20 protein-coding genes are annotated in these 25,204 nt (G+C 73.0%); 7 read left to right on the forward strand and 13 right to left on the reverse strand.

The genetic code is table 11. The features are described 5' to 3' along the window. The first annotated feature begins 79 nt into the window (after nucleotides 1-79). Together OHA37_RS27675 and OHA37_RS27680 are read left to right on the forward strand one after the other, a co-directional pair. A complete protein-coding gene (locus tag OHA37_RS27675; protein ID WP_266909278.1) occupies nucleotides 80-1,573 on the forward strand; it encodes an HtaA domain-containing protein in 1,494 nt (497 codons plus the stop codon). A 19-nt stretch (nucleotides 1,574-1,592) separates the two neighbouring features. Beyond that, the gene (locus tag OHA37_RS27680; RefSeq protein WP_266909279.1) at nucleotides 1,593-2,261 is read left to right on the forward strand and encodes a PhzF family phenazine biosynthesis protein; all 669 of its coding nucleotides are present in this window, start codon (nucleotides 1,593-1,595) and stop codon (nucleotides 2,259-2,261) included. 99 nt (nucleotides 2,262-2,360) lie between these two features. On the opposite strand, the gene OHA37_RS27685 is transcribed toward OHA37_RS27680, so the two are convergent. Both OHA37_RS27685 and map read right to left on the reverse strand, forming a co-directional pair. Next, nucleotides 2,361-3,008 carry a biliverdin-producing heme oxygenase gene (locus OHA37_RS27685; RefSeq protein ID WP_266909280.1) on the reverse strand — a complete coding sequence of 216 codons (648 nt, stop codon included), beginning with the start codon at nucleotides 3,006-3,008 and terminating at the stop codon, nucleotides 2,361-2,363. 153 nt (nucleotides 3,009-3,161) lie between these two features. Then, nucleotides 3,162-4,019, reverse strand: coding sequence for a type I methionyl aminopeptidase (gene map, locus OHA37_RS27690; protein WP_266909281.1), 858 nt, complete (start codon nucleotides 4,017-4,019; stop codon nucleotides 3,162-3,164). A gap of 59 nt (nucleotides 4,020-4,078) precedes the next feature. Between map and OHA37_RS27695 the strand changes: the two genes are divergently transcribed. Next, nucleotides 4,079-4,318: a hypothetical protein gene (locus tag OHA37_RS27695; protein ID WP_243329646.1), complete on the forward strand. Its 240-nt coding sequence runs from the start codon at nucleotides 4,079-4,081 to the stop codon at nucleotides 4,316-4,318. 40 nt (nucleotides 4,319-4,358) lie between these two features. Here the strand turns inward: OHA37_RS27695 and OHA37_RS27700 are convergent, their stop codons facing one another. Next, nucleotides 4,359-4,964 carry a hypothetical protein gene (locus OHA37_RS27700; RefSeq protein ID WP_266909282.1) on the reverse strand — a complete coding sequence of 202 codons (606 nt, stop codon included), beginning with the start codon at nucleotides 4,962-4,964 and terminating at the stop codon, nucleotides 4,359-4,361. 151 nt (nucleotides 4,965-5,115) lie between these two features. Between OHA37_RS27700 and npdG the strand changes: the two genes are divergently transcribed. Next, on the forward strand, nucleotides 5,116-5,841 hold the full coding sequence (gene npdG, locus OHA37_RS27705) for an NADPH-dependent F420 reductase (protein ID WP_266909283.1): 726 nt from the start codon (nucleotides 5,116-5,118) through the stop codon (nucleotides 5,839-5,841). 76 nt (nucleotides 5,842-5,917) lie between these two features. Here npdG and OHA37_RS27710 read toward each other — a convergent pair whose 3' ends face one another. Then, nucleotides 5,918-8,047, reverse strand: coding sequence for a TerD family protein (locus tag OHA37_RS27710; RefSeq protein ID WP_443046223.1), 2,130 nt, complete (start codon nucleotides 8,045-8,047; stop codon nucleotides 5,918-5,920). Between the two features lie 173 nt (nucleotides 8,048-8,220). On the opposite strand from OHA37_RS27710, the gene OHA37_RS27715 reads away from it, so the two are divergent. Then, nucleotides 8,221-8,415, forward strand: a complete 195-nt coding sequence (locus OHA37_RS27715; RefSeq protein ID WP_266909284.1) for a hypothetical protein — start codon at nucleotides 8,221-8,223, stop codon at nucleotides 8,413-8,415. 171 nt (nucleotides 8,416-8,586) lie between these two features. On the opposite strand, the gene OHA37_RS27720 is transcribed toward OHA37_RS27715, so the two are convergent. Together OHA37_RS27720 and OHA37_RS27725 are read right to left on the reverse strand one after the other, a co-directional pair. After that, a complete protein-coding gene (locus tag OHA37_RS27720) occupies nucleotides 8,587-9,597 on the reverse strand; it encodes a quinone oxidoreductase family protein (RefSeq protein WP_266909285.1) in 1,011 nt (336 codons plus the stop codon). Nucleotides 9,598-9,951: 354 nt separating this feature from the next. Continuing rightward, nucleotides 9,952-10,779: a site-2 protease family protein gene (locus OHA37_RS27725; protein WP_266909286.1), complete on the reverse strand. Its 828-nt coding sequence runs from the start codon at nucleotides 10,777-10,779 to the stop codon at nucleotides 9,952-9,954. Nucleotides 10,780-10,851: 72 nt separating this feature from the next. Here OHA37_RS27725 and OHA37_RS27730 point away from each other — a divergent pair, with 72 nt between their 5' ends. Continuing rightward, entirely contained in the window at nucleotides 10,852-14,862 is a 4,011-nt protein-coding gene (locus tag OHA37_RS27730) for an AfsR/SARP family transcriptional regulator (RefSeq protein ID WP_266913131.1), read from the forward strand. A 49-nt stretch (nucleotides 14,863-14,911) separates the two neighbouring features. Here OHA37_RS27730 and OHA37_RS27735 read toward each other — a convergent pair whose 3' ends face one another. The 3 genes from OHA37_RS27735 to panB form a co-directional block, all read right to left on the reverse strand. Then, a complete protein-coding gene (locus OHA37_RS27735; RefSeq protein ID WP_266909287.1) occupies nucleotides 14,912-15,763 on the reverse strand; it encodes an ABC transporter permease in 852 nt (283 codons plus the stop codon). Next, nucleotides 15,760-16,791 (reverse strand): ATP-binding cassette domain-containing protein, encoded by a 1,032-nt coding sequence (locus tag OHA37_RS27740; protein WP_266909288.1) that lies wholly within the window; start codon nucleotides 16,789-16,791, stop codon nucleotides 15,760-15,762. The genes OHA37_RS27735 and OHA37_RS27740 overlap by 4 nt, the downstream gene beginning before the upstream one ends. A 109-nt stretch (nucleotides 16,792-16,900) precedes the next feature. Beyond that, nucleotides 16,901-17,761, reverse strand: coding sequence for a 3-methyl-2-oxobutanoate hydroxymethyltransferase (gene panB, locus OHA37_RS27745; protein ID WP_266909289.1), 861 nt, complete (start codon nucleotides 17,759-17,761; stop codon nucleotides 16,901-16,903). A gap of 285 nt (nucleotides 17,762-18,046) precedes the next feature. Between panB and OHA37_RS27750 the strand changes: the two genes are divergently transcribed. Beyond that, nucleotides 18,047-19,075, forward strand: a complete 1,029-nt coding sequence (locus OHA37_RS27750) for an endonuclease/exonuclease/phosphatase family protein (RefSeq protein WP_266909290.1) — start codon at nucleotides 18,047-18,049, stop codon at nucleotides 19,073-19,075. 69 nt (nucleotides 19,076-19,144) lie between these two features. Here OHA37_RS27750 and OHA37_RS27755 read toward each other — a convergent pair whose 3' ends face one another. The 4 genes from OHA37_RS27755 to OHA37_RS27770 form a co-directional block, all read right to left on the reverse strand. Further along, nucleotides 19,145-20,899, reverse strand: a complete 1,755-nt coding sequence (locus OHA37_RS27755) for an NAD+ synthase (RefSeq protein WP_266909291.1) — start codon at nucleotides 20,897-20,899, stop codon at nucleotides 19,145-19,147. 97 nt (nucleotides 20,900-20,996) lie between these two features. After that, nucleotides 20,997-22,550, reverse strand: coding sequence for a DUF4190 domain-containing protein (locus OHA37_RS27760; RefSeq protein ID WP_266909292.1), 1,554 nt, complete (start codon nucleotides 22,548-22,550; stop codon nucleotides 20,997-20,999). Nucleotides 22,551-22,747: 197 nt separating this feature from the next. Then, a complete protein-coding gene (locus OHA37_RS27765; RefSeq protein WP_266909293.1) occupies nucleotides 22,748-24,424 on the reverse strand; it encodes a multicopper oxidase family protein in 1,677 nt (558 codons plus the stop codon). 90 nt (nucleotides 24,425-24,514) lie between these two features. Beyond that, complete coding sequence (locus tag OHA37_RS27770) at nucleotides 24,515-25,051, reverse strand: hypothetical protein (protein ID WP_266909294.1); 537 nt, start codon at nucleotides 25,049-25,051, stop codon at nucleotides 24,515-24,517. Between the last annotated feature and the right edge of the window lie 153 nt (nucleotides 25,052-25,204).

Genomic DNA, 25,204 nt, shown 5'->3' on the forward strand with positions numbered 1-25,204 from the left:
GGCTCGGCTTCGCCCTGCCCTCGCAGGGCACCACACCCCCTTACGCCCCTCCTCCACCCCCCCGTTCAGGAGCACCGCCATGTCTTCGATCAGCCGTCCGCTCGCCCTCGCGGCCGCCGTGGCCACCGCCGCGGCGATCGGCGCCACCGCGTTCGTCCTGCCCGCCACCGCGGCGGGCGGCGCACCGGCCGTCTCCGCGGCGCAGGGCGCCCCCGCGACGATCCCGGTCGTCGGCGGCACCCTCGACTGGGGTGTCCTGGAGAGCTACCGCACCTACGTCACCACCATCGCCCAGGGCGAGATCACCGTCGCGGACGGCGCGAAGAAGACCGGCAAGGGCTTCACCTTCGGCTCGGCCACCGGTCAGTACGACCCGGCCACCCACCTCGTGACCGCCGCCTTCAAGGGCAGCGTCACCTTCAAGTCGGCCGCGCACCGCTTCGAGGTGAAGCTCGCGAACCCGCGCATCGACACCGGCACGAAGACGCTGGTCATCGACGTCACCCGGGACGGCGTCCTGACGAAGGACGTCGGCTTCGCCAAGGTCGCCTTCACCGGGCCGTCCATGGCCAACCTGTCCACCACCCTGACCGCGGACGCCGCGAAGCTCCTCGGGTCGGACGGCTACAAGGACAAGGCGGGCGACCCGCTGACGGCCGTACTGGAGTTCCCGCCGCCGCCCAAGCCCAGCCCCTCCCCGTCCGCCTCGGCCTCCGCCTCCGCCTCCGCCTCCGCCTCCGCCTCCGCCTCGCCCTCGCAGAGCGCGTCCCCGTCGGCGTCCGTCCCGGCGTCCCCCTCGCCGTCGAAGCCGGCCTCCCCCTCCGCCTCCACCAGCTCCCCGGCCGCCGAGGGCCCCCGGCAGATCCTCGACGGCAAGCTGGCCTGGGGCGTCAAGGAGTCCTTCCGCAAGTACGTCCAGAGCGCGGGCGGCACCGTCACCCCCGCCGGCGGCGCGGTCGCCAACGGCGACAGCTTCGCCTTCGCCGGCGGCAAGGGCGCCCTCGACACCAAGGCGCGGAAGCTGACCGCCACCTTCGCGGGCAACCTGCGCTTCCAGTACGCGGCCCACGGCATCGACATGACCTTCGGCAACGTCCGCATCACCACCGAGGGCGCCAAGGGCACCCTGGTCCTGGACGTGAAGACGGCCGCCGGGGTCAAGGCGAACGTCCCCTTCGCCACGCTCGACCTCTCGAACGCCGAGTACAAGACCAAGGACGGCGTGCTCACCCTGAACGCGGTGCGCACCGCGCTCACGGCGGAGGGCTCCGCCACCTTCGCCAACGACACCACCGGCTCCATGTACCCGACGGGCACCCGGGCGGACGACGTCAACCTGACCGTCTCCGTGGACAAGGGCGCGGTCCTGCCCACGCCCCCGGCCGGTACCGGTGGTACCGGCACCACGGGCGGCACCGGCACCACCGGAGGCGGCGGCACCGTCGGTGGCAACCTCGCCGCCACCGGCGCCGAGATCCCGGCCGACGCGCTGCTCGGCTCCTCCGCGCTCATCGTCGCCGCGGGCGCGGGTGCGGTCTACGTGGCACGCAGGCGGCGTACGGCCCAGAACTGACCCGTGCTTCAATTCGCGCGTGAACGATCTGGACGTGCTCAAGGTCTTCTGCGCGGGTGACGGCAGCCACGGCAACACGCTGGGCGTCGTACGCGACGGCCGGTCCTGCCCCGACGATGCCTCCCGGCAGGCGCTGGCCGCCGAACTGGGCTACAGCGAGACGGTGTTCGTCGACGATCCCGAGCGCGGGATCGTCGACATCCGCACCCCCGGCACCCGGATGTCCTTCGCCGGGCACCCGTTGGTCGGAGTCGCGTGGCTGCTCGACATCGAGGAGCTCCAGCCCCCGGCGGGAGCCGTATGGGCGCGCGACGACGGGGAGTTCACCTGGATCACCGCCCGCCCCGAGTGGGTCGAGGGCAAGCGCACCGAGCAGTACGCGGACGCCGCCGAGGTGGACGCGCTGCCCAGCCCGCCGCCGGGCGAGGGCTGGCTGTACGCCTGGGCCTGGGAGGACGAGGCCGCGGGCAGGATCCGGGCCCGCGGCTTCCCGCGCCGCCCCGACGGCGTGATCGCGGAGGACGAGGCCACCGGCTCGGCGGCGATCGTGCTGACGGCCGAACTGAACCGCGCCCTGAACATCACCCAGGGCAGGGGCTCCCAGATCCTCACGGCCCCGGCCCCGGACGGCACCGTGGAGATCGGCGGCCGCGTCCGCTTCGCGAGATCCGGCCTCGCCGGCGCTTGAGGCGCGGGGTCCGGGGCTGAGCCCCGGGGAGCGGGAAGCCCGGAAGGGGGGCGGGCCCATCGGGCCCACCCCCCTTCCCCGTTCAGCCCGCCGCAGGCGTCACGCGCTCAGCGGGAACTGCCGGCCCAGCTCGCGGAAGACCGCGCCGTTGTAGTCGAAGGCGCGCTTGCACTCGTCGATGATGCGCTGCTTCTCCAGGTCGTCCGCGGCGATCGTGTCCAGCAGCTCGCGGTAGGTCCGCTTGAAGGCGGCCGGGTTGGAGATGTCCGCGAAGACGTAGAAGCGGACGCCGTCGCCCTTGCGCTCGAAGCCCCAGGTCCGCTCGGCCTTGTCGCGGATGATCTGGCCGCCGGAGAGGTCGCCCAGGTAGCGCGTGTAGTGGTGGGCCACGTACCCGCCCGGCCAGGATTCGGCGCACTCGGCCACGCGGGCCGCATAGGCCTCGGTGGCGGGCAGCGCGACCAGGGTCTCGCGCCATTCGGGACCCCGCAGGTGGGCCAGGTCCCGCTCGATCTCGGCGAGGCGCATCAGCTCGGGCTGGATGAACGGGCCGGCCACCGCGTCGTCCCTGAGGGCCTCGGCGGCGTCCTCCAGGGCCTTGTAGACGAACCACAGCTGCTCGGTGTAGCGCGTGTACGCGTCCACCCCGAGCCGGCCGCCGAGCAGGTCGCTCATGAACGTCGAGGTCTCTGCCTCGGTGTGCTGCTCGTGCGAGGCGACACGGATGACGGTGGAGAAGGCGTCCAAGGCGGACCTCCGAGAGATCGGAAGGAAAAGGGGGAGCCGGGTACGGCGGCCGTGCCGCCACACCCGATCCTCCTGCTTAGGCTTACCTAAGTCAATGCGTTGCCGACGCCTTGTCGGTAAAAACCTCCGCGAGTCGATTTCCTCGGTTCGGGGTCAGGGGAGCGTCAGGATCTCCGCCCCGGTGTCCGTGACCACCAGTGTGTGCTCGAACTGCGCGGTCCGCTTGCGGTCCTTCGTGACCACGGTCCAGCCGTCCTCCCACATGTCGTACTCGTGGGTGCCCAGGGTCAGCATCGGCTCGATGGTGAAGGTCATCCCGGGCTCGATGACGGTGGTGGCGTGCGGGCTGTCGTAGTGCGGGACGATCAGGCCGGAGTGGAAGGACGAGTTGATCCCGTGACCGGTGAAGTCCCGGACGACGCCGTAGCCGAAGCGCTTCGCGTACGACTCGATGACCCGGCCGATGATGTTGATCTGCCGGCCCGGCCTGACGGCCTTGATGGCCCGGTTCAGGGACTCGCGGGTGCGCTCGACGAGCAGCCGCGACTCCTCGTCCACGTCCCCGCAGAGGTACGTGGCGTTGTTGTCGCCGTGCACCCCGCCGATGTAAGCGGTCACGTCGAGGTTGACGATGTCGCCGTCCCGCAGGACGGTCGAGTCGGGGATCCCGTGGCAGATGACCTCGTTGAGCGAGGAACACAGGGACTTGGGGAAACCGCGGTAGCCCAGCGTCGAGGGGTAGGCACCGTGATCGCACATGAACTCGTGGGCGACCCGGTCCAGCTCGTCGGTGGTCACCCCCGGTGCGATCAGCTTGGCGGCCTCTTCCATCGCCTGGGCGGCGATCCGGCCGGCGATGCGCATGGCCTCGATGGTCTCGGGCGTCTGCACCTCCGGTCCGGTGTACGGAGTGGGCGCGGGCTTGCCCACGTACTCGGGCCGGCGGATGTTTCCGGGAACGGAACGGACGGGAGTGAGCTCGCCTGGTACGAGCAGCGACTGGCCAGACATACGAGCGAGTGTATCGAGCGGGTATGGGGCAGCATGGCGACAGAGAGAGGAGCCTGACGATGGCCCTGTTCAAGAAGCGCCAGGTGGGCAAACCCGGCGAGTGGTACTACTGCCTGGTCCACAAGAAGGTCGAGGAAGGCCCCGAGTGCCCGGCGAAGGACCGTTTCGGCCCCTACGCGACACCCGAAGAGGCGAACCACGCCATGGAGACGGCGCAGGAGCGCAATCTCGAATGGCAGAACGACCCCAAATGGAACGACAAGACCCGCGAGACCGAAGAGGGCACCGGAACCCCTTAGGGACTCCGTAGGCCCCCGTAGCCTCCGGCCGGCGCTCCGGCTACCAGCGGCTGGGCGGCGGCGCGGCCAACTGGTCGGCCAGCCGCGCCAGCCGGTCCCGGAACCGCCTCGGCCCGCGCTGCACCGGCAGGCTGTTCTCCCCGGCCGCCGCGCTGACCAGGTGCTGCACGGTGTCCAGGTCCAGCTCGGCGGCCCCGTCCGGTACGGACAGCACCTCGTGCGCGAGCGTCCCGAGATCCGCGTCCCCGCCGTCCATGGACAGTACGGTCGCCCCGGCGCGCCGGGCGTCGTGCACCCGCTCCAGCAGCCCGCCCCCGGGCCGCTCCGGAGCCACCACCAGCAGCGTGTGACCGCGCCGGGCCGCCTCCAGCCGGCTCAGCCCGACCGACAGGTGCGGGGCGTCACCGGGCAGCACCTGGTGGCGTACGAGCGTGGGCGCCAGCTCCGGCAGCCCCGACCAGGCGGCCTCGTCGACCAGGTGCGCCGCCAGGTGCCAGGGCTCGTACTGCTCGGTCCCGACCAGCAGCAGGTTCCCGCCGGCCGGCACCACCGACCGCCGCAGCGTCCCGGCGAACCGGCGCGCGGCACCGGGCCACTGCGTACCGGCGAGCACCTCGCGCAGCAGCGCGACTCTCACGGCGTCCATACCCGGCATCCTGCCGCATGGAAGGGACAAAGAGGAGCGGTTCCCCCCATCTCCCACCCCATCTCCCACCCCGCCCCACCCCCCGTCTCCCCGGGCATCTCACACCGTCCGCGCATTCGCCTCTGACGATCTCGCCGCTACCCTCGCCCCCATGACCTCCACAGACAGCACGCAGCAGCCCGCGAAGGCCCCGGCCAAGGCCCCCGCCAAGGACCCGTGGGACCTTCCCGACGTCTCCGGCCTCGTCGTCGGCGTCCTCGGCGGCACCGGCGACCAGGGCCGTGGCCTCGCCTACCGGCTCGCCCGCGCCGGCCAGAAGGTGATCATCGGCTCCCGCGCCGCCGACCGCGCGCAGACCGCCGCCGACGAGCTCGGCCTCGGCGTGGAGGGCGCGGACAACGCCGAGTGCGCGCGCCGCAGCGACATCGTGATCATCGCGGTGCCGTGGGAGGGCCACGCCAAGACCCTGGAATCGCTGCGAGAGGAGCTCGCCGGCAAGCTCGTGGTCGACTGCGTCAACCCGCTCGGCTTCGACAAGCAGGGCGCGTACGCCCTCCAGGTCGAAGAGGGCAGCGCGGCCCAGCAGGCCGCCGCCCTCCTCCCGGACTCCCGCGTCACCGCCGCCTTCCACCACCTCTCGGCGGTGCTCCTCCAGGACGAGTCGATCGACGAGATCGACACCGACGTGATGGTCCTCGGCGAGGTCCGCGCGGACACGGACATCGTCCAGGCCCTCGCCGGCCGCATCCCCGGCATGCGAGGCGTCTTCGCGGGCCGCCTGCGCAACGCCCACCAGGTCGAATCCCTGGTGGCCAACCTCATCTCCACCAACCGCCGCTACAAGGCCCACGCGGGCCTGCGCATCACGGACGTCTGAGCGGACGGATCCCACCGCCGATCCCGCCACCGGGCCCACCCGTCACCGCAGGACGGGCGGGCCCGTGTCCGGACCCTCAGCCGCGGCGGCCGCCGCGCGGCTCGATCGGCCCCAGGTGCGCCACGACGCCGTGGTAGAAGCGCTCCACGGCATCGTCCACGCTGCGGATGAACCCGGACTCCGTGTTCCCCCGCGTGCTCCCCATTCCCTTGAGCAGCGACAGCCGGAAACCGACGACGGTCGAGCCCTCCGCGGGCAGCAGATCGCCCGGCTCGGGCCGCAGCCGCTCCAGCGTGCCGCGCGGCCCGCTCCCCGGACCCGCCCCGGCGCCCGGCCCGGCATCGAGGAGGCTCTCCACGTGCAGGTCCGCCGGAGCCTCGGCGAGCAGCTTCAGCAGCCGTTTCACCATGACCAGCGGGTACGCGCCCTCCGGGGCCGGCACGTCGACGGTGGTGCGCACCTTGGAGGTCCTGAGGTCGGCGCTCACCGCGATGACACTGGTGGTCCCGTCGACGCGCAGCTCGGCGAAGAGCTTCCCGTCCGCACACAGCCGGTCCGCCGCCGCGACCCGCCGGGCCTGCGGATCGCTGCCCCGCCGGGCCCGCTGCACCGGCAGCGCCTTCTGCCCGAGCTCCCCGCCGAGACGCAGGCAGACCTGACGGATCAGCCGCTCCCAGCTCTCCACCACCTCCACGGTCCGGGCGTCCCCGTGGCCGAGGGTTTCGTCCTCGATGCCCTTGCGTACGGGCACCCAGGCCGCGCCCATGTTCTGGAACCCGTGGCAGCCCGACTGCTCGTGCCGCAGGTACTCCAGGAGTTCCTGGAGGAGCCAGGCGTGTGCGGCGTTGCCCACGCCCTCGTGGCGGATCAGCATCTGCGCCTGGTGGGCGACCTCGGCCCAGGACAGGTGCCAGAGGCTGACCTTGTGCTTGCGCCGGCCGTCCACCTTCACCTCCACCATCGGGCGGCCCTCCAGGGCCACGTCGTTGGAGAGGGTGATCACGGCCTCGTAGCCGCGGCGCGCGGCAATGTCCATGTACGCCTGGACCTGCTCCGCCTTGAGCGGGTTGCCGTTCGTCTTCGTCTCCACGAGCGCCGTCCACAGCTTGCCCGCGCGCTCCACCCGGATCACCCCGTCCGGGCGCCGGGGCGTGTCCCCGTGGGGGAGGGAGACCTCCGTGAAGGTCTGCATCCGGCCGGCGGGCGCGCCGAACCCGGCGGTGAGGCGGCGGCCGAACTCCGGCACCTGCGCCATGACCGACAGCAGCACCGAGGTGGCGCGCACCTCCCGCTCCCTGTCGCTCTTCAGGGAGGGGACGGGGAACAGGCGGGCCGGGCTCCACGAGTCGTTCTCGGCCAGGGACTTCTTGGCCACCTTGGGCAGGGTGACCTTCTTCCTGGTCGTACGGGGACCCCGGCCGCGGGTCTGTGCCGGTACGGCGACGGGAGCGGCCGCCCCGTCGGGCTCGGGCTGGGGCCTGGTCCCGTCGACGGGCTCGGCGGCGGGTTCGGGGACGGGTGGGGCGGCCGGGAAGGCCGCCGCCGCATCGGCCGTTCCGAGGCCCTGCGCGGCCTGCGCCGGGTCAGCGAGCTCCTCCGGCTCCCGCTCACCACCGAGCTTGGCCTCTTCGGCCTCTTCGGCCTCCTCGGGTCCCTCGGATTCCTCCAGCACCGGGATGCCGAAGTCCGTGGCCAGCCCCGCCAGGCCGGTTTCGTACCCCTGGCCGACCGCGCGGAACTTCCACTCCTCGCCCCGCCGGTACAGCTCGCCGAAGATGAAGGCGGTCTCCACGCCCGCGTCGTCGATGGAGTAGCCGACCAGCGGTTCCCCGGAGCGGTCCGCGACCGTCATCCTCAGGTCGTCGAGGTCTCCGAAGCGTGCGCCTGCGTACCGGCTGGCCGCCACGACGATCCGCGCGACACCCTCCGGTACAGCCGTCAGGTCCACGCTGATGCGGTCCTCGTCGCCGTTGTCGGTCGGCACCTTGCCCAGCAGCTGCACGCTTCCGTCGGCGGCCGCCGGGTTGTTGTAGAAGTAGAAGTCGTTCTCGTCGCGGACCTTGCCGTTCTCGTCCAGCAGCAGCACCGAGACGTCGGCGTCGCCCGCCCCCGAAGCGCTGCTCCAGCCCAAGCTCACGACGACGGCCCCGGCGTCCTCGCTGAGGGCGGTCAGGCTGACGTTCGCGCCCTTCGGGATCTCCTGCATGTTTCCCCCAGATCCTTCCGCACCCCCCTGCGCGGTGCGTCTCCGGCGAACCGTAGCGGCGGGCGGAGGAAAAGATCACGGGATGGGGGAAATCAACCGGACGGGAGCACGCCGGGGCATGGGGGACACTGGAGGGGCTTGAACCGCTTCAGTGTCTTCGAGGAGCCCTCGCCATGCCCCGCCTTGCCGTGTTCGCCGTCGTCCTCTGCGTCCTCGCCACTGCCGCCGCGGTGGTCTCCTTCGTCGAGGGCAGTCTGCTCGGGATCGTGTGGGTGCTGATGGCGGGCATCACGTCGAACATGGCGTGGTTCTACGTGCGCAAGGCGAAGGTCGAGAAGGCCGCGGCAGCGGCTCGCGCCGCGGGCTGAGCCGGAGCCCGGCCCGGGTGGGCCCTAGGCGTTCCGTCCCGGGAGGTTGTGGACGGGTGGAACTCGATCTTGGCCTGCCGAGTGCCTGACGGTGTCGGGGATCTCGGCGATGACGGTCGGCCATGCCCTCGACATCCCAGTCTCCAAGATCCCCGACCTCGTCACCCGCGATCAGCTCTGCGTCTCCTCGCGGCGTCCCATAGCGGCCGCATCGAGTACGACGAGCAGCTTGCCGGTGGTACGCCGCGCCTCCAGATCGCTGTGGGCCTGGGCAGCCTCGGACAAGGCGTAGCGGCCCGTCACGGTGACCTCAAGCGCCTTGGAGCGCACCCACTCGAACACATCGGCGGCCCGTCGGAGCAGTTCGGACCGATCGGCGATGAAGTCCCCGAGGCTGGGCCGGATCAGGGTCAGCGAACCGCCGTGGGCGAGCCGAATCGGATCAAACGGCGGCACGGCACCGCTTGCCGCGCCGAAGAGCACGAGATGGCCGCGGGTTCGCAGGCTGGCGAGGCTCGCATCGAAGGTGTGCGCGCCGACGCCGTCGAAGACGACCGGCAGTCCCTGACCGCCGTTGAGCCGCCTCACCTCGGCTGCGAGATCGTCGACTGCGGAGGAAAGGATCACCTCGGCGGCCCCGGCACGCTTCGCCAGCTCGGCCTTAGCCGTGGTCGACGTCGTGCCGATCACCCTGCCGCCGAGATGGGTGATGAGCTGGGTCAAAAGCAGCCCCATGCCACCGGCAGCCGCATGCACGAGCACCGTGTCGCCCCCCTGAACCGGATAGGCGTCCTTGACGAGATAGTGCGCGGTCATGCCTTGGAGGAGCACGGCGGCGGCTGTCTCGAAGCCGATGTCGTCGGGCAGCGGCACCAGCCGGGAGGAGTCCACGACGGCCCGCTCGGCATACGTGCCGGGAATCTCCACCCAACCGACCCGGTCCCCGACTGCGACGTCGGCGACGCCGGGTCCGACTTCGACGACCGTGCCGGCGCCCTCAGAGCCCGGGGTGAAGGGCAGCGGGAGGCTGTACCGGCCTTCGCGGTGGTAGACGTCGAGGAAGTTGACCCCGGATGCGGCGACCTCCACGACCGCCTCGCCCGGACCCGGCCGCGGCTGGTCCACCTTGACCTCCCGCAGCACCTCGGGACCGCCCACTTCGTACACCTGAATCGCTCGCATGGCTCTCCAATAACGGCTCATCCCCACCAACCCCGTTGATGGCGATCAACGGTTCATCCCCCACCAACCCCGTTGACGGCGATCCGATTCCCGGCAAGCAGACCGGCCCGCCGCCCCCGCCGAGAGCTGAGACGCCTGCTCAACGCCAGCGGCAGGGCCAGCTGATCTCCCTCCGCGTCCATCCGCTCCGCCGCCCACGCCGCCTCCTCCCGCGTCGGCGCGAAGACCAGATGCAGCCCATGCGCACTGACCCACCGAAAGGCCCTCGTGCCCCCGCGTCCTGACCCGCTACCAGCTGGCCCGGCCCTACCGGCCCCAGACCAACGGCAAGGTCGAACGCTTCGACCGCACCACCTAGGGCGCCTGGCAGAGGCCGTTGGTGTCCTGCCAGAACTGGTAGAGGTCGCGGCCGCAGTAGGACTCCAGCTCGCCGACGCCCAGGGCCGACAGGACGCCGTACACCGCGTCGAAGAAGTACGCGTTGATCTCCGGGATCCACAGCAGCGCGAAGACGGCCAGCAGGCCGAACGGTGCCAGCGGTGCCACCTCGCGGCGGACCTTGTGGGAGAGCCAGGGCTCGATGATGCCGTAGCCGTCCAGGCCCGGGACCGGCAGGAAGTTCAGGATCGCCGCCGAGACCTGGAGCAGCGCCAGGAAGCCGAGCGCGAAGCGGAACGCCGTCGGGACCCCGTCCAGGGCGTTCAGCCAGAACGGGGCCGTGCAGACGGCCGCGAAGGCGACGTTCGTCAGCGGACCCGCCGCCGAGATGAGGCTGTGCCGCCAGCGGCCCTCGATGCGGTCGCGCTCGATGTACACCGCGCCGCCGGGCAGGCCCACTCCGCCCATGATCACGAAGAGCACCGGCAGGATGATGCTGAGCAGCGCGTGCGTGTACTTGAGGGGGTTCAGCGTCAGGTAGCCCTTCGCGCCGACGCTGAGGTCGCCGCTGTGCAGGGCGGTACGGGCGTGCGCGTACTCGTGCAGGCACAGGGAGACGATCCACGCCGCGGTGACGAAGAGGAAGACGGCCAGCCCGGTGCTGGTCGAGTACCCCGTCCACACGGCCCACCCCGTCACCGCCATCACGGCGAAGATGCCGAGGAACACGGGACTGATCTGCCGGTCGCCGCGATCGTGAGTGCGGTGGTGGTGGCTGCGGTTCGGACTGCCCTGGGGACCCATACGGCGAACCTATCCCGGAGGCGGCGCCCGGGGGAGCTCCGGGCCGGAGACAATGGGCCGGTGCGTTACGCGATGCTCGGCACCACCCAGGCCATCCGCGACGACGGGAGCACCGTGCCCGTCGGCGGAGCGCGGCTGCGCGCGCTCCTGACGGCGCTCGCGCTGCGGCCGGGCCGGGCGGTCCCGGCAGCTTCGCTCATCGAAGAGGTGTGGGACGGCGACCCGCCCGCCGACGGCCCCGCGGCGCTCCAGGCACTGGTGGGCCGGCTGCGCAGGGCGCTGGGCCGCGAGGCGGTGGGGTCCGGGGAGGGCGGCTACTGGCTCGTCGCGGCCCGGGACGACATCGACCTGTACCGCTTCGAGCGGCTCGCGCGGGCGGCGGCACAGACCACCTCGCCGGCGGAGGCGGCCGCCCTGTACGACGAGGCCCTCGCCCTGTGGCGGGGCGAGCCGCTGAGCTCCCTGCCGGGCTCCGGGACCGGGCCGGAGGCCGCCCGCTGGGAGGCGCTACGGCTCGACGCGCGCCGGGGCCGCCTGCACGCGGCGCTGGAGCTGGGGGAGGCGGAGCGGGTCCTGCCAGAGCTGACCGCGCTGTGCGCGGGGCTTCCGCTGGACGAACTCCTGCAGGCCCTGCGGATCCGCGCGCTGCGCGACGCGGGCCGCCCGGCGCAGGCACTGGCCGCCTACGAGGAGGTCCGCCGCGACCTGGCCGGCCGCCTGGGCACCACCCCGGGCCCCGCCCTCCGCGCCCTCCACGCGGCCCTGCTGGCCGACCCGACGGCGGGCCCCCACCGGCCCGGCCCGACGGCGACACCCGGGCGTTCCGCCCCGCTGACCGGACCCGGGTACCCGGCGCCGAGCGGTCCGGACCGGGCGGCGCCGACGGCCGGGACCGGCTGGACCAGCCGTACGGCCCTGACCGACCGGCCCGACCGGACGGGGCAGGTCGGATCCGCTTCCGACCCGGGGCCCGGCCACCCCGCCGAGGCCTCGCGAGGCCGGGCGGGTCAGGCGGGGGCCGACGCGACCGCCGGGACCGCCGGGATCGTGCAGGGCTCCTCTGCCGCTCCGGACGGACCCGGCGGGCCCGGGCTGGGCCCGGGCCATGACGGCCGGCCCGGCACCCCGTCCGAGCCGCACGGGTCCTTCCCGGCTCCGTCCGGGATCGCCGCCGCCCCGGCGCCGTACGGGACCGCCACCGCGATCCCGTCCGGTCCCGACCGGGCGGACTCCGGCTCCATGCCCGGACCTGACGGCTCCGGCCAGGCGACCGGTCCTGCCGGCGCGGGCTCCGCCTACGCGACCGGTCCTGACGGAGCGCGCTCCGCCCACGCGACCGGACCCGACCGACCAGGCTCCGCCCACGCCGACGGGCCGGGCCGGGCCGGTCCCGCCGGGACCGGGAGCGGGGATCCGTACAGCGCCGGTGCCGGGGCCGGTCACGTGCCGCCGCCCGGGCCGGGCGCGGGCAACCTGCGGATGCGGCTGACCACCTTCGTCGGGCGGGAAGAGGACATCCGGGTCATCGGCGACGACCTCGCCCGGTCGCGGCTGGTCACCCTGCTCGGACCCGGCGGCGCCGGCAAGACCCGGCTGTCGCAGGAGGCCGCCGAGGCACACGCCCGCGCAGGCCGCGGCACACCGGACGCACGGCCCGCCGGCCCCGGGCACCCGTCGGCCGGCCACGCCTCCACCCGTGGCGGGCCCGGCTCCGCCCCCGCCTGGGCCGACGGGGTCTGGTTCGTGGAGCTGGCCCCCGTGGACGATCCGGAGGACGTCGCCGAGGCCGTGCTCGCCGCGCTCGGGGCGCGGGAGACCAAGCTGCGCGGCGGCTCCGCCGAGGAGATGCGGGTGCTGACCGAGCGCGGGGACCGGCCCCTCGACCGCCTCGCAGAGCATTGCGCGCGGCGCCGGATGCTCCTGATCCTCGACAACTGCGAGCACGTAGTCGACGCCGCCGCCCGCCTCGCCGAGGAAGTGCTCGCGCGCTGCCCCGGCGTGCAGATCCTGGCCACCAGCCGCGAACCCCTCGGCGTGCCCGGGGAGACCCTGCGCCCGGTGGACCCGCTGCCCGACCCGGTCGCGCTGCGGCTGTTCGACGACCGCGGGGCCGCCGCCCGGGCCGGGTTCACCGTGGACGAGGACCCGGCCGCCGCCGTGGAGATCTGCCGGCGCCTCGACGGGATGCCGCTGGCCATCGAGCTGGCCGCCGCCCGGCTGCGGCTGCTCACCCCCCGCCAGATCGCCGACCGGCTGGACGACCGGTTCAGGCTGCTGACCGGCGGCTCGCGCACCCACCTGCCCCGCCAGCAGACCCTGCGCGCGGTGGTCGACTGGTCCTGGGACCTGCTCGACGAGCCCGAACGGGCCGTACTGCGCCGGCTGTCCGTCTTCGCCGGCGGCTGCGACCTCGCCGCCGCCGAGGCGGTCTGCGCGGACGGTGGATACCTCGATGGCGCCGACGTCGCCGACCTGCTCGGATCCCTCGTGGACAAGTCCCTCGTCGTCGCCGCCCCCGACGGCCCCGCCGGGATGCGCTATCGCCTTCTGGAGACCGTCGCCGAGTACGCGGCCGACCGCCTCGCCGAAGCCGGCGAGGACCGGGCGGAGACCGAGCAGCGCCATCTCACCCACTACCGCGAACTCGCCCGCACCACCGAGCCGCTGCTGCGCGGCCACGGCCAGCGCGCCGCCGCGGACCGGCTGGCCACCGAGTACGAGAACGTGCGCACCGCCCTGCGCCGCGCCGTCGCCGCCAAGGACGTGGGCGAGGTGCTCTGCCTCGTGCACTCCCTCGGCTGGTACTGGCACATGCACGATCTGCGCGCCGAGACCCGCCACTGGGCGGGCGCCGCCGCAGCCCTCGGCCCGGACCCCTTCGCCGCGCCGGTCGTCCCCGCCCCACCCGTCTACGAGCAGATCGTCGACACGCCCCCGCCCTACGAGGGTGAACTGCTCACCGAGGCCTGGCGCGGCATCCAGCTGTTGTGTCTGGTCGCCCGCGACCAGATCAGCTCCACCTGGTCCACCCCCGAGGTCCGCGCCCAGGCCGAGGGCGTGGTCGCCGCCTACCGCCCGGGGCTGCCGCAGACCTGCCGGGCCCCTTCCTTCCTGTGGATCTACGCCGTCATGATCTCCGGGGACGCCGAGCTGCTCCACCGCGCCACCGAGGAGACCGTGGAGACGGCCCGCGCGCTCGGCTACCGCTGGGAGCTGGCCTCCGCCCTCCAGCTCCGGGCCAACGTCCTCGCCAACCGCGCCGACGGGGCCGGCGACGCGTCGCGCGACGCCGAGGAGAGCCTCGCCCTCTACGCGTCCCTCGGCGACGACTGGGGCTGCGCCGAAGCCCTCTCCGCCCGCGCCGAGGCCCGGGAGAAGCGCGGGGAGTACGCCCTGGCCGCCCAGGACTACCGCGCCGCGATCGAGTACGCCGGGCGGCTCGGGGCCAAGGCCCAGGTCACGATGATGCAGGTGCGCATGGCCGGGACCCTCGCCGAGGACGGCCACCTGGAGGAGGCCGAGGAGCTCCTCACCGGCCTGCTCGCCGGCGCCATCCACCAGTTCGGCAACGAGGCGTTGCCCGCCGCCCAGATGTTCCTCGCCTGCATCTACGGCCGCACCGGCCGCCTCCCCGAAGCCCGCGCCCGGCTCCAGTCCCTGCGCGAGGAGTTCGCCGTCGGCGCGTTCGCCATGTTCGACGGCTTCCTGCTCGGCCTGCTGGCCTGGGTCGACAACGAGGAGGGCCGGTACGAGGACGCCATCGCCCGGCTCCGCCAGGCGATCGAAGCCGTCCGGGACCCCCTCTCCATGATGCTCGCCCCGCACCTCCCGGCCGCGTACCTGATCACCGGGGCCCGCTCCCTCGCGCAACTCGGCGGCCGGGTCCGGGCGTACGACGCCGCGCGGCTCATCGGCGCCTACCGCGCGCTGCTGCCGCCCGCCCACTTCCCGGTCACCACCGAGCGCGCGGACGCCGAGCAGGCCGAGCGCCTGGCCCGGGCCGCGCTCGGCGACGCCGCGTACGAGGCGGCGTACGCCGAAGGCGGCGGCCTCACCCTGGAGGAGGCCACCGCCTTGGTGTGACCCGTGCGGGTCCGCCCGGGACGCGATCCGGAACGGACCGGTCCGCGGATCAGGTCTTCTGGCGGAACTTCCGCACAGCGAGCGGCATGGTCACCAGCGTGATGCCGACCGACCAGGCCAGCGTGATCCACACGGAGTTGCCCAGCGGGGTCCCGTTGATCAGGGCGCGGGCCGCGTCGGCCAGGTTGGACAGCGGGTTGACGTCGGTGAAGCTCTGCAGCCAGCCGGGCATCGTCGTCGGCGGGGCGAAGATCGAGCTGCCGAACTGCAGCGGCATCAGGACCAGCATCGCCATGCCCTGGACGGCCTGGGGGGTCTTCATGGCGAGACCCAGCAGGATGAAGATCCACATGAGCGAGGAACCGAAGACCGCCGCCAACCCGATGGACAGGAACAGGTCCAGCACCGAGCCCTTGATCGACAGGCCGAGCAGGAAGCCCATGCCGAGCAGGATCGCGATGGCGACCATCATGCGGCCGAGCTCGACCACGATCTTGGCGATGAGCACCGAGGAGCGGGCGATGGGCATGGACCGGAAGCGGTCCATCACGCCCTTCTTGAAGTCGTCGTTGACACCGGTGCCCACACCCATGGCGATGTTCATGCCCATCATCGCCATCAGGCCCGGGACCACGTAGTTGACGTACTCGTCCTGGTTGCCCTTGCCGGAGATCGCGCCGCCGAAGACGAAGACGAACAGCAGCGTGAAGATGATCGGCATGAACAGGACGTCGAACATCGACTCCGGGTCCTGCTTGATCTGCAGGACGTTGCGCCGTGCCAGGGCGCCGATGTGACGCAGGTTGCCCCGCAGGCCGATCCGGCCCTCGTCCGCCCGGACGGGCCCGCCGGCCGGGGCGGCCGCGGTGGGGCTGGGCTTCGTCGTGGTTACGGTGCTCATGCCGCGACCTCCTCGGTCTGCTGGTTGGGGATGGAGTCCGAGACGGTCGGCTTCTGCCCGGTGATGGACAGGAAGACCTCGTCCAGGCTGGGCAGGTAGGTGCTGATGTCGGAGATCCCGTACCCGCGGGCCGCCAGCAGGCCCACCACGGCGGTCAGCTGCTCGTCGGCCAGGATCGGCACCAGCAGGGCGCCCTCGTCGGGGACGGCCTGGGAACCGGCGACCCCGTCCAGACCGGCTTCCGCGAGGGAGCGGGCCATGCCCGGCAGGTCGGCCGGGTCGGTGGGGCGGATCCGCAGGGTCCGGCCGCCGACGCGGGCCTTCAGCTCGTCGACCTTGCCCTTCGCGATGACCTTGCCCTTGTCGATGACCGTCAGCTCGTTCGCGAGCTGCTCGGCCTCCTCCATGTACTGGGTGGTGAGCAGGACGGTGGCCCCCTCGGCGACCATCCGCTGCACCTCGTCCCAGACCTCGTTGCGGGTACGGGGGTCCAGACCGGTGGTCGGCTCGTCCAGGTACAGCACGGCCGGGCTGCCGATCATCGAGGCGGCCAGGTCGAGCCGGCGCCGCATGCCGCCGGAGTAGGTCATCACGGCCTTCTTGGCGGCGTCCGTGAGGGAGAAGCGCTCCAGCAGCTCGTCGGCGCGGCTGCGGGAGTCCTTGCGGGACAGGTCCAGCAGCCGGCCGATCATGTAGAGGTTCTCCCAGCCGGAGAGCTTCTCGTCGACCGAGGCGTACTGGCCGGTCAGGCCTATGGTCCGGCGCAGCTGCCGCGGCTGGCGGACCACGTCGAAGCCGGCGACCCGGGCGGTGCCGGCGTCGGGGGTGATCAGGGTGGAGAGGATGCGGACCAGGGTGGTCTTGCCCGCGCCGTTGGGGCCGAGGACCCCGAGGACGGTTCCCTCGCGGACATCGAGGTCCACACCGTCGAGGGCTTTGGTCTCGCCGTAGTGCTTGACCAACCCCCGGACCTCTACGGCGTGCGAGCCGTTCAGGGGATTCTTGTCGTTTCGCGTCATGTCCACCATGGGACCAGACGGCACTGACAACCCACCGACAAACAACCGACAGCGCGCGCACAGAGCACCGACAGAACATCAGCGGGGTCCGCGGGCGCGCCGTCGGCCGGCCCTCCGCTCAGTGGAAGGCGTGCTCTTCCTGCGGGAACGTTCCGCCGACCACGTCCTCGGCGAAGGCCTTCGCCGCGTCGCCCATGGTCGCGCGCAGGTTCGCGTACTGCTTGACGAACTTCGGCATCTTTCCGCCGGTCAGCCCCATCATGTCCGTCCACACCAGCACCTGCGCGTCGCACTCCGAGCCCGCGCCGATGCCGACCGTCGGAATGTGCAGGGAGCGGGTGACCTCGGCGGCCAGCTCGGCCGGGACCAGCTCCAGCACCACCGCGAAGGCGCCCGCGTCCTGCGCCGCCTTCGCGTCGCGCAGCAGCCGGTGCGCGGCCTCGTCGCCGCGGCCCTGCACCCGGTAGCCCATGGCGTTCACGGACTGCGGGGTCAGGCCCAGGTGGGACATGACCGGGATGCCCGACTGCACGATCAGCTCGGTCTGGGCCAGCGAGCGCTCGCCGCCCTCCAGCTTCACCGCGCCGACCCCCGCCTCCTTGACGAGCCGGGTGGCACTGCGCAGGGCCTGTACGGGGCCCTCCTGGTAGGAGCCGAAGGGCAGGTCGCCGATGATCAGGGCCCGGCTGGTGCCGCGTACGACGGCCGCCGACAGCAGGGTCATCTCGTCCATCGTCACCGGGACGGTGGTCTCGTAGCCGAGGTGACAGTTGCCCATCGAGTCGCCGACGAGCATGACCGGGATGCCGGCCTCGTCGAACACGGACGCCGTCATGGCGTCGTAGGCGGTGAGCATGGGCCACTTCTCGCCGCGTTCCTTGGCGAGGGTGAGGTCGCGGACGGTGATGCGCCGGGTGCCCGTGCCTCCGTACAGGGTGGGGGAGGCGGCTTCGCGGGCAGGCGAAACGGCATGCGTCATTGCAACTGCTCCTTGATGTTCATCTCGAGGCACCCTTACGGCGTCCCCGGACTCCTCACCATGGTGGCACTCTCCGGGCCGTGGCGGGAAGTGGCACGGGACACGCTTCGCCGCGGCGGCCGCGCCGCGGGGCAATGTGCGCGTTTGGTGACAAGCGGAACCCCGGCCGCAGGGCCGTTCGTCCTCCCGGACGTACGGCCGACGCAATCGGCACGGATCGCTCCGCATATCGCCTAGGGTCAAGAGGCGGGGACGGAGCGCGAGCACGGCAGTGAGGGCAGCGGCATGGCACAGGCGTACATGACGGAGACGGGGAGCGACGGTTCGGAGCCCGAGCCCTCCCGAGAGGGTCTCCGGCGCCGGCTGGCCGAGCTGCGGAGCGATCCGGGCATCTGGCGCCGGGGGATCGTGCTCGCCGCGCTCGCGGTGCTGATCTCGCTCGTCATGATCTTCCACGCCGAGCTGCCCAACGACATCGGCAACCTCGGCAGCCTCACCGAGACCTTCCTGCCCTGGCTGGGCCTGGCCGTCCCGGTGCTGTTCGCCGCCGCGCTCTTCCGCAAGTCCGCGACCGCGCTGATCGCGATACTGCTGACCGCCGCGGTCTGGGTGAACCTCTTCGGCGGCCTGGTCACCGACAAGGCGCACGCCGGCGGCAACCTCACCGTCGCCACCCACAACGTCGACGCCGACAACACCGACCCCGCGGGCACTGCCGCCTCGGTCGCCGGGGCGGGGGCCGACGTACTGGCCCTGACCGAGCTCAAGGGCAGCGCCGTCCCCGTCTACGAGAAGGCCCTCGCGGGGACGTACAAGTACCACTCCGTCGAAGGCACCGTCGGGCTCTGGAGCAAGTACCCGCTGGTCTCCAGCAAGCCCGTCGACATCAAGATGGGCTGGACCCGGGCCATGCGCGCCACCGTCAAGACCCCCCACGGCGAGGTGGCCGCCTTCGTGGCCCACCTCCCCTCGGTCCGCGTCAAGCTCAACGCCGGCTTCACCGCCAACCAGCGCGACAACAGCGCCGACGCCCTCGGCGCCGCGCTCGCCGCCGAACCGCTGCAGCGGGTCATCCTGCTCGGCGACCTCAACGGAACCGTCAACGACCGGGCCCTGTCCGAGGTCACCTCGCAGCTGCGTTCCACCCAGGGCGCGTCCGGCGACGGCTTCGGCTTCAGCTGGCCCGCGCAGTTCCCGATGGCCCGCATCGACCAGATCCTGGTCCGCGGGGTCACCCCCGAAGCCTCCTGGACCCTGCCCCGCACCGGCAGCGACCACCTGCCGATCGCGGCCCGCGTCACCGTGAAGCCGTAGGCCGGGACCGGGACCGGGCCGGGAGTCGTTGTCGGCTCCCGGCCCGGTCCGGCCCCACCCGGCCCGCTCCTACGCCTGCTCGCGCCAGCCGTTCGTGATGGGCAGCCGGCGGTCCTTGCCGAAGCCCTTCGCTGAGATCTTCGTGCCCGGCGGGTACTGGCGCCGCTTGTACTCGGCCGTGTCCACCATCCGCAGGGTCTTCGCGACCAGCTCGGGCTCGTAGCCCGCCGCGACGATCGCCTCCAGGCCCTGGTCGCGGTCCACGTACAGCTCCAGGATCCCGTCCAGCACGGGGTAGTCCGGCAGCGAGTCCGTGTCCACCTGCCCCGGGCGCAGCTCGGCGCTCGGCGGCTTCACGATGGAGTTCTCCGGGATCGGCGGGGTCTCGCCGCGCTCGGCCGCCGCCCGGTTGCGGTACTCGGCCAGGCGGAAGACGTCCGTCTTGTAGACGTCCTTGATGGGGCCGTAGGCGCCCACGGAGTCCCCGTACAGGGTGGAGTAGCCGACGGCCAGCTCCGACTTGTTGCCCGGGGCCAGCACGATGTGGCCCTCCTGGTTGGAGAGCGCCATCAGCAGGGTGCCGCGCAGCCGGGACTGCAGGTTCTCCTCGGCGAGCCCGGTCAGGCCGAGCGCGCCCATGTACGCGTCGAACATCGGCTCGATCGACACGGTCCGGAAGTTCAGGCCGGTCCGTGTCGCCAGCTCGGCCGCGTCGCCGCGGGAGTGCTCCGAGGAGTACTTGGAGGGCATCGAAACGCCGTACACGTTCTGCGCGCCGATCGCGTCGCAGGCGATCGCGGCGACGAGCGCGGAGTCGATCCCGCCGGAGAGGCCGATCAGGACCGACCGGAACCCGTTCTTCCGTACGTACGCGCGCAGACCCACGACCAGGGCGTCGTAGATCTCCTCGTCGTCGTCCAGCCGGTCGGCGTAGCCGCCCGTCACGACGGGTTCGTACGGCTCCACCGGCTCCTCGGTGAGGATCACGCGGTCGATGCGCAGTCCGTCGTCGACGGTGCCCTCGACGGGGGTGGCCGAGGCGGCCGGCAGGTCGAGGTCGACCAGGACGCAGCCCTCGGAGAACTGCGGGGCGCGGGCGATGACCTCGCCGGCGGAGTCGACGACGATCGAGTCCCCGTCGAAGACCAGCTCGTCCTGGCCGCCGATCATCGCCAGGTAGGCGAGGGTGCAGCCGGCCTCCTGGGCGCGCTTGCGCACCAGCTCCAGGCGGAGGTCGTCCTTGTTGCGCTCGTACGGGGAGGCGTTGACCGAGATCAGCAGCCCGGCCCCGGCGGAGCGGGTGGCGGGGACGCGCCCGCCCTCCTGCCAGAGGTCCTCGCAGATCGCCAGGGCCACGTCCACGCCCCGCACCCGGATCACCGGCTGGGTGTCGCCCGGCACGAAGTACCGGAACTCGTCGAAGACGCCGTAGTTGGGGAGGTGGTGCTTGCCGAAGCGCAGGACGACCTGCCCGCCGTACAGCACGGCGGCCGCGTTCTCCGGGGACCCCGCCGGGCGGCCGAGCCGGGGCGCGGCCTTCTCCGTACGGTCGAGGTAGCCGACGACGACCGGGAGGTCCCCGAAGCCCTCGGCCTCCAGGCGCCGTGCGAGTTCCAGCAGGGCCCGGCGGGACGCTTCGACGAAGGAGCCGCGCAGGGCGAGGTCCTCGACGGGGTACCCGGTCAGCACCATTTCCGGAAACGCCACCAGGTGGGCGCCCTGTTCGGCGGAGTGCCGGGTCCAGTGGACGACCGAGTCGGCGTTGGCGGCGATGTTGCCGACCTGCGAGTCGATCTGATTCAGAGCGAGGCGTAGTTGAGGCACGCGGCCCAGTCTAATCGTCTTTCTGACGCGATGTCCTGGGAGTTGCCGGAGTCGCCGTGTCCGCAGGGGGCGCGGCGGCGCCGCCGGAGTCGCCGGTTCAGCCGATCGGGCCGCTCCAGATCGCGTCGTCGTACTCGATGCCGGGCGAGATCTCGAAGTGCAGGTTCTTGGTGCCCTTGGGCACGACGAAGGCGAAGGTGCCGGTCATCGACTCGCCGGCCATCACCGAGCCCTTGAACATCTTCGGCACGGTGCCGTCGAAGGCCATGTCGGCCTCGGTGCCCTGGTCGCCGCGGGCGTGCGGCAGGGCCAGGCTGACGTCGAGCGCGGCGTCACTGTTGTTGACGATCTTCACCGTCACCTTGACCGCGTTGCCGTTGCGGGCCTCGGGCGGGTAGGCGGTGGACGAAGGCTTGTACGGGACCGCGCGCTGCACGGTGACCTGGACGCCGTCCTCGTAGGTGTAGGGCGCGCCCCAGGCCAGGGCCGAGGTGATGCCCGGGATGTCGGAGGGCGAGGGCTTGGGTGTCGGGCTCGCCGGGGCGCTGGGGGTGGCGGAGCCGTAGCCGTCGTAGCCGTCGTAGCCCTCGTCGTTGTAGTCGTAGATGTCGCGCGAGCGGTTGTCGGCGACGGTCTTGTCGATTTTGTCGATGACGGTCCCGGTGATGAACCAGCCACCCAGGGAAGCACCCAGGCCGAGGACGCCGAGGACGGTGCCGATCGCGGCCATCGTGGCGCGGGGGGCGCCGCGGCGGGACTTGACGACGGCTCCGATGCCGAGGCCGGTGCCGGTGAGGGCGAGGAGGGCGCCGGCCCAGAAGAAGAAGGGGACGAGGCCGACGAAGATGCCGAACAGGCCGAGGACCAGGGCCGCGACGGCCAGGCCGTTCGTGTCGGCCGGCGCCGCCGGGAAGCCGTGCCCCTGCGGGCCGCCGGGGTAACCGCCGCCGTATCCGCCGGAGGGCGCGGCCCAGGGGTTGGCGGGTACGGGGGCGCCGGGGGCGCCGGGTGCGCCCGGGGCGCCGTACGGGGCTCCCCACGCGGCCGCCGGGGGAGCGGCGGCGGTCACCGGGGCGGGGGCGACCGGAGCGAAGGAGCCGGGGGCGGCGGGAGCCGGGGCGGCGGGCTGCGGCGCGGCGGCGGCCTCCGGAACCGCTGCCGGTACGCCTGCTCCGGCGCCGGCCGGGGCCGCGTCCGAGGGCTGCGCGGGGACGGCATCCGCGGGCTGCGCCGGGACTGCGTCCGCTGGCTCGGCCCGGGCGGCTTCCGGTGCCGGGTCCGAGGGCTGCGCGGGGATCGCTGCGGGTACGCCCGCTCCGGCGGCGGCCGGGACCGCGTCCGAGGGCTGCGCCGGGACCGCGTCCTCAGGCTGCGCCGGAACCTCATCCTCAGGCTGCGCCGGAACCTCATCCTCAGGCTGCGCCGGCACCGCGACCTCGGGCTGCGCCGGGACCGAGTCCGCTGCCTGCGCCGGGGCCTCGGTCAGGGTCGGGGCGGGGGCCAGGGGCCGGGACGGTGCGAGGGCCGGGGGCTTGTCGAGGGACAGGGGCTGCGCGGGCGCCGGTATGGGAGCCGCCTCGGGTACGGGGGTGCCCGCGGGCTCCGTCGGCGGGCCGGACGGGGTGCTGGGCGGGTTCGGCGGGGTGCTCATACCGGCGGGGAATCCTTCAGGTCGCAATCGGCGCGTGACGATCAACAGCCTGTCATGGAATTCGGCCTCCCGGCCGGGCATTTTGGCCCCCCACGGCGGCCCCGCAAGCCCCCACGCGCCGCCGCGACCGCCCGCGTCCGGCCCGGCGGCGCGCGTGGCAAGGCGCGCCGCCGGGCCCCGTCCGGGGTGGGATCCGGCTAGCGCAGGTAGCCCAGCACCGTCATCATCCCGGCCTCCGCGTGGAAGACGTTGTGGCAATGCACCATCCACAGACCGGGGTTGTCGGCGTCGAAGTCCACCGTCAGCTTCCCGTTCGGAAGGACCACCGCGGTGTCCTTGCGGGCCCCGCCCGGCCGGCCGCCGAGGGCGAAGGTGTGCCCGTGCAGGTGGAGCGGGTGCCACATCGTCGTGGAGTTCTCGAACTCCAGCCGGACCCGTTCCCCCGCCTTCACCGGGTGCCGCTGGTCCGGGGCGTACGGCTTGCCGTCGAAGGCCCAGTCGTACTTCGCCATCCCGCCGGTCAGTTTGATCCGCACCGTGCGGTCCGGTTCGCGCGCCGCCAGTGCCACCGGCTCCGCCGCCTTCAGGACGTCCGCCGTCAGCGGGCGCCCGGTCAGCTCGGCGGGCCGGGTCGCGCCGGTCGGCGCCGCCCCCGAACCGGTGCGCAGCACCGCGAGCGCCGACGCGGAGTCCCCCTTGCCCTCGGCGAGCGCGGTCAGCGGGAACACCCCGTCGCCCGCCGTCACCAGGACGTCGTAGCGCTCGCCCATGCCCAGCAGCAGCGAGCGGGCGGTGGCGTGCTCGACGGGGAAGCCGTCGGTGTGGGTGACCGTCAGCTCGTGGCCGCCCAGGGCGATGCGGAAGGCGGTGTCCCCGCCCGCGTTGATGATCCGGAGCCGGATCCGGTCGCCGGGCCGGGCGGTGAAGACCGAAGGGTCCTCGGCGGTGCGCCCGTTGACCAGGTAGTACGGGTACGCGACATCGCCCGGGTCCTTGCCGAGGACCTCGCTGACTCCGCCCATGAGGACCCGGGAGGGGCCCCCGCCGGCGGCGGGCGCGGGGGTGCCCATGGCTCCGGAGCCGGAGCCGTGGCCCGCGTGGCCGCCGCCGCTCGCGCTCATGTCCATGCCCTTGCGGAGTTCGGCGAGCACGGCTTCGGGGGTGGAGCCGTCCACCCCGTCGAGCCAGTCGTCGAGTACGACCACCCACTCCTTGTCGTAGGAGAGGGGCTCCTCGGGGTCCTCGACGATCAGCGGCGCGTACAGGCCGCGGTCCTGCTGGACGCCGGAGTGCGGGTGGAACCAGTACGTCCCGGGGTGCGGGACGGCGAACTTGTACGTGAACGAGCCGCCCGGGGCGATGTCCCGCTGGGTCAGCCCCGGCACCCCGTCCATGTCGTTGCGCAGGGCCAGGCCGTGCCAGTGCAGGGAGGTGGCCTCGGGGAGGTTGTTGGCCAGGGTCAGGGCGAGGGTGCCGCCCGCGGTGACCCGTACCTCTTGGCCGGGGAGCTCGTCCCCGTACGCCCACGAGCGGACGGAGCGGCCGGCGCCGAGGTCGAGCGGGGTGGCGGTGGCCGTCAGCCGGACCTCGGTGAGCGGGCCGGCTGCCTTGCGGGCGGCCTCGGCGGCCCGCACCTCGGCGCCGGCCGGGTCCACGTAGCCGCCGGCGGCGGGGGAGGCGGACCCCTTGCCCGTGGAGCCGGCGCCGTGGTCCATGCCGGCCATGCCGGAGCCGCCCGAGCAGGCGGCGAGCAGCCCGGAACCGGCGAGGGCGGCGCCGGCGCCGAGGAGCGCGCGGCGGGACGGCTTCGAGGGAGAGGGCGGAGAGGGCGGGGAGGGCGGGGAAGCGGGGGAGGAGGAAGCGGAAGAGCGCATGGTGGAACACCTCGTGATGGTGTGAGGCAGGCAGGTGGGCACCGTCTGCCGCCGCCCCGAAGGCATGCGGGGGCGACGACGGAGCCCGGCCTATACGCGCAGCACCGTCAGCAGGGTGAGGAGTTCGCGGGGTGGCGGCGGGTCCGGCCCGCCGGACCGGCCCGGCGCGCGTGCCGCACCCCCGAGCGGCGCGGCACGGCGCGGGCCGGCCAGTCCGGCTCCGAGGACCAGCAAGGTGAGGGCGCCGAGCACGGCGAGACACACGGACATGGGGTCCATGCCGTGGTGCTGCGGGCGCGGGGCCTCGACGGTGGCCACCTCGACGGTGGTGGCGGCTGCGGCCGCCAGGTCCCGCGCGGCTGCCAGGTCCGACGGGGTCACCGTGTCCGCCGTGTCCGCCGGGGCCGGGTCCGGCGCCCCGACCGGTCGGCCGCCGTGCCCCGCCCCGGACGGCGCATGGCCGCCCCGGGGAACGAAACGGGCCGACGGCACGTCCTCCATGGCGTGGGCCGGAGTCGGATGGCCCAGCGTGTGCATGCCCGCGATGCCCAGCAGCAGCGCGGCGAACAGCAGCAGCCGGGGCCACCGGACTGCTGGTCGCCGAGTGCGCGAGGTGGGGCGGGTCATGCGCGGAACCCTACCCGGGGTGGGTATCCGATCGGAGGACCGGGCCCGGCCGCGTTTAGGATTAGTCGCATTATGTCCACAAAAGACCCGCCGCTTCCGCCGCCCCCTCCGCGCCCGTCGCGGGCTCCCCGGAACCCGGGGGACCCCCTCAAG

Origin of the sequence: Streptomyces sp. NBC_00335, assembly GCF_036127095.1 — a bacterium.
Lineage (GTDB): Bacteria > Actinomycetota > Actinomycetes > Streptomycetales > Streptomycetaceae > Streptomyces.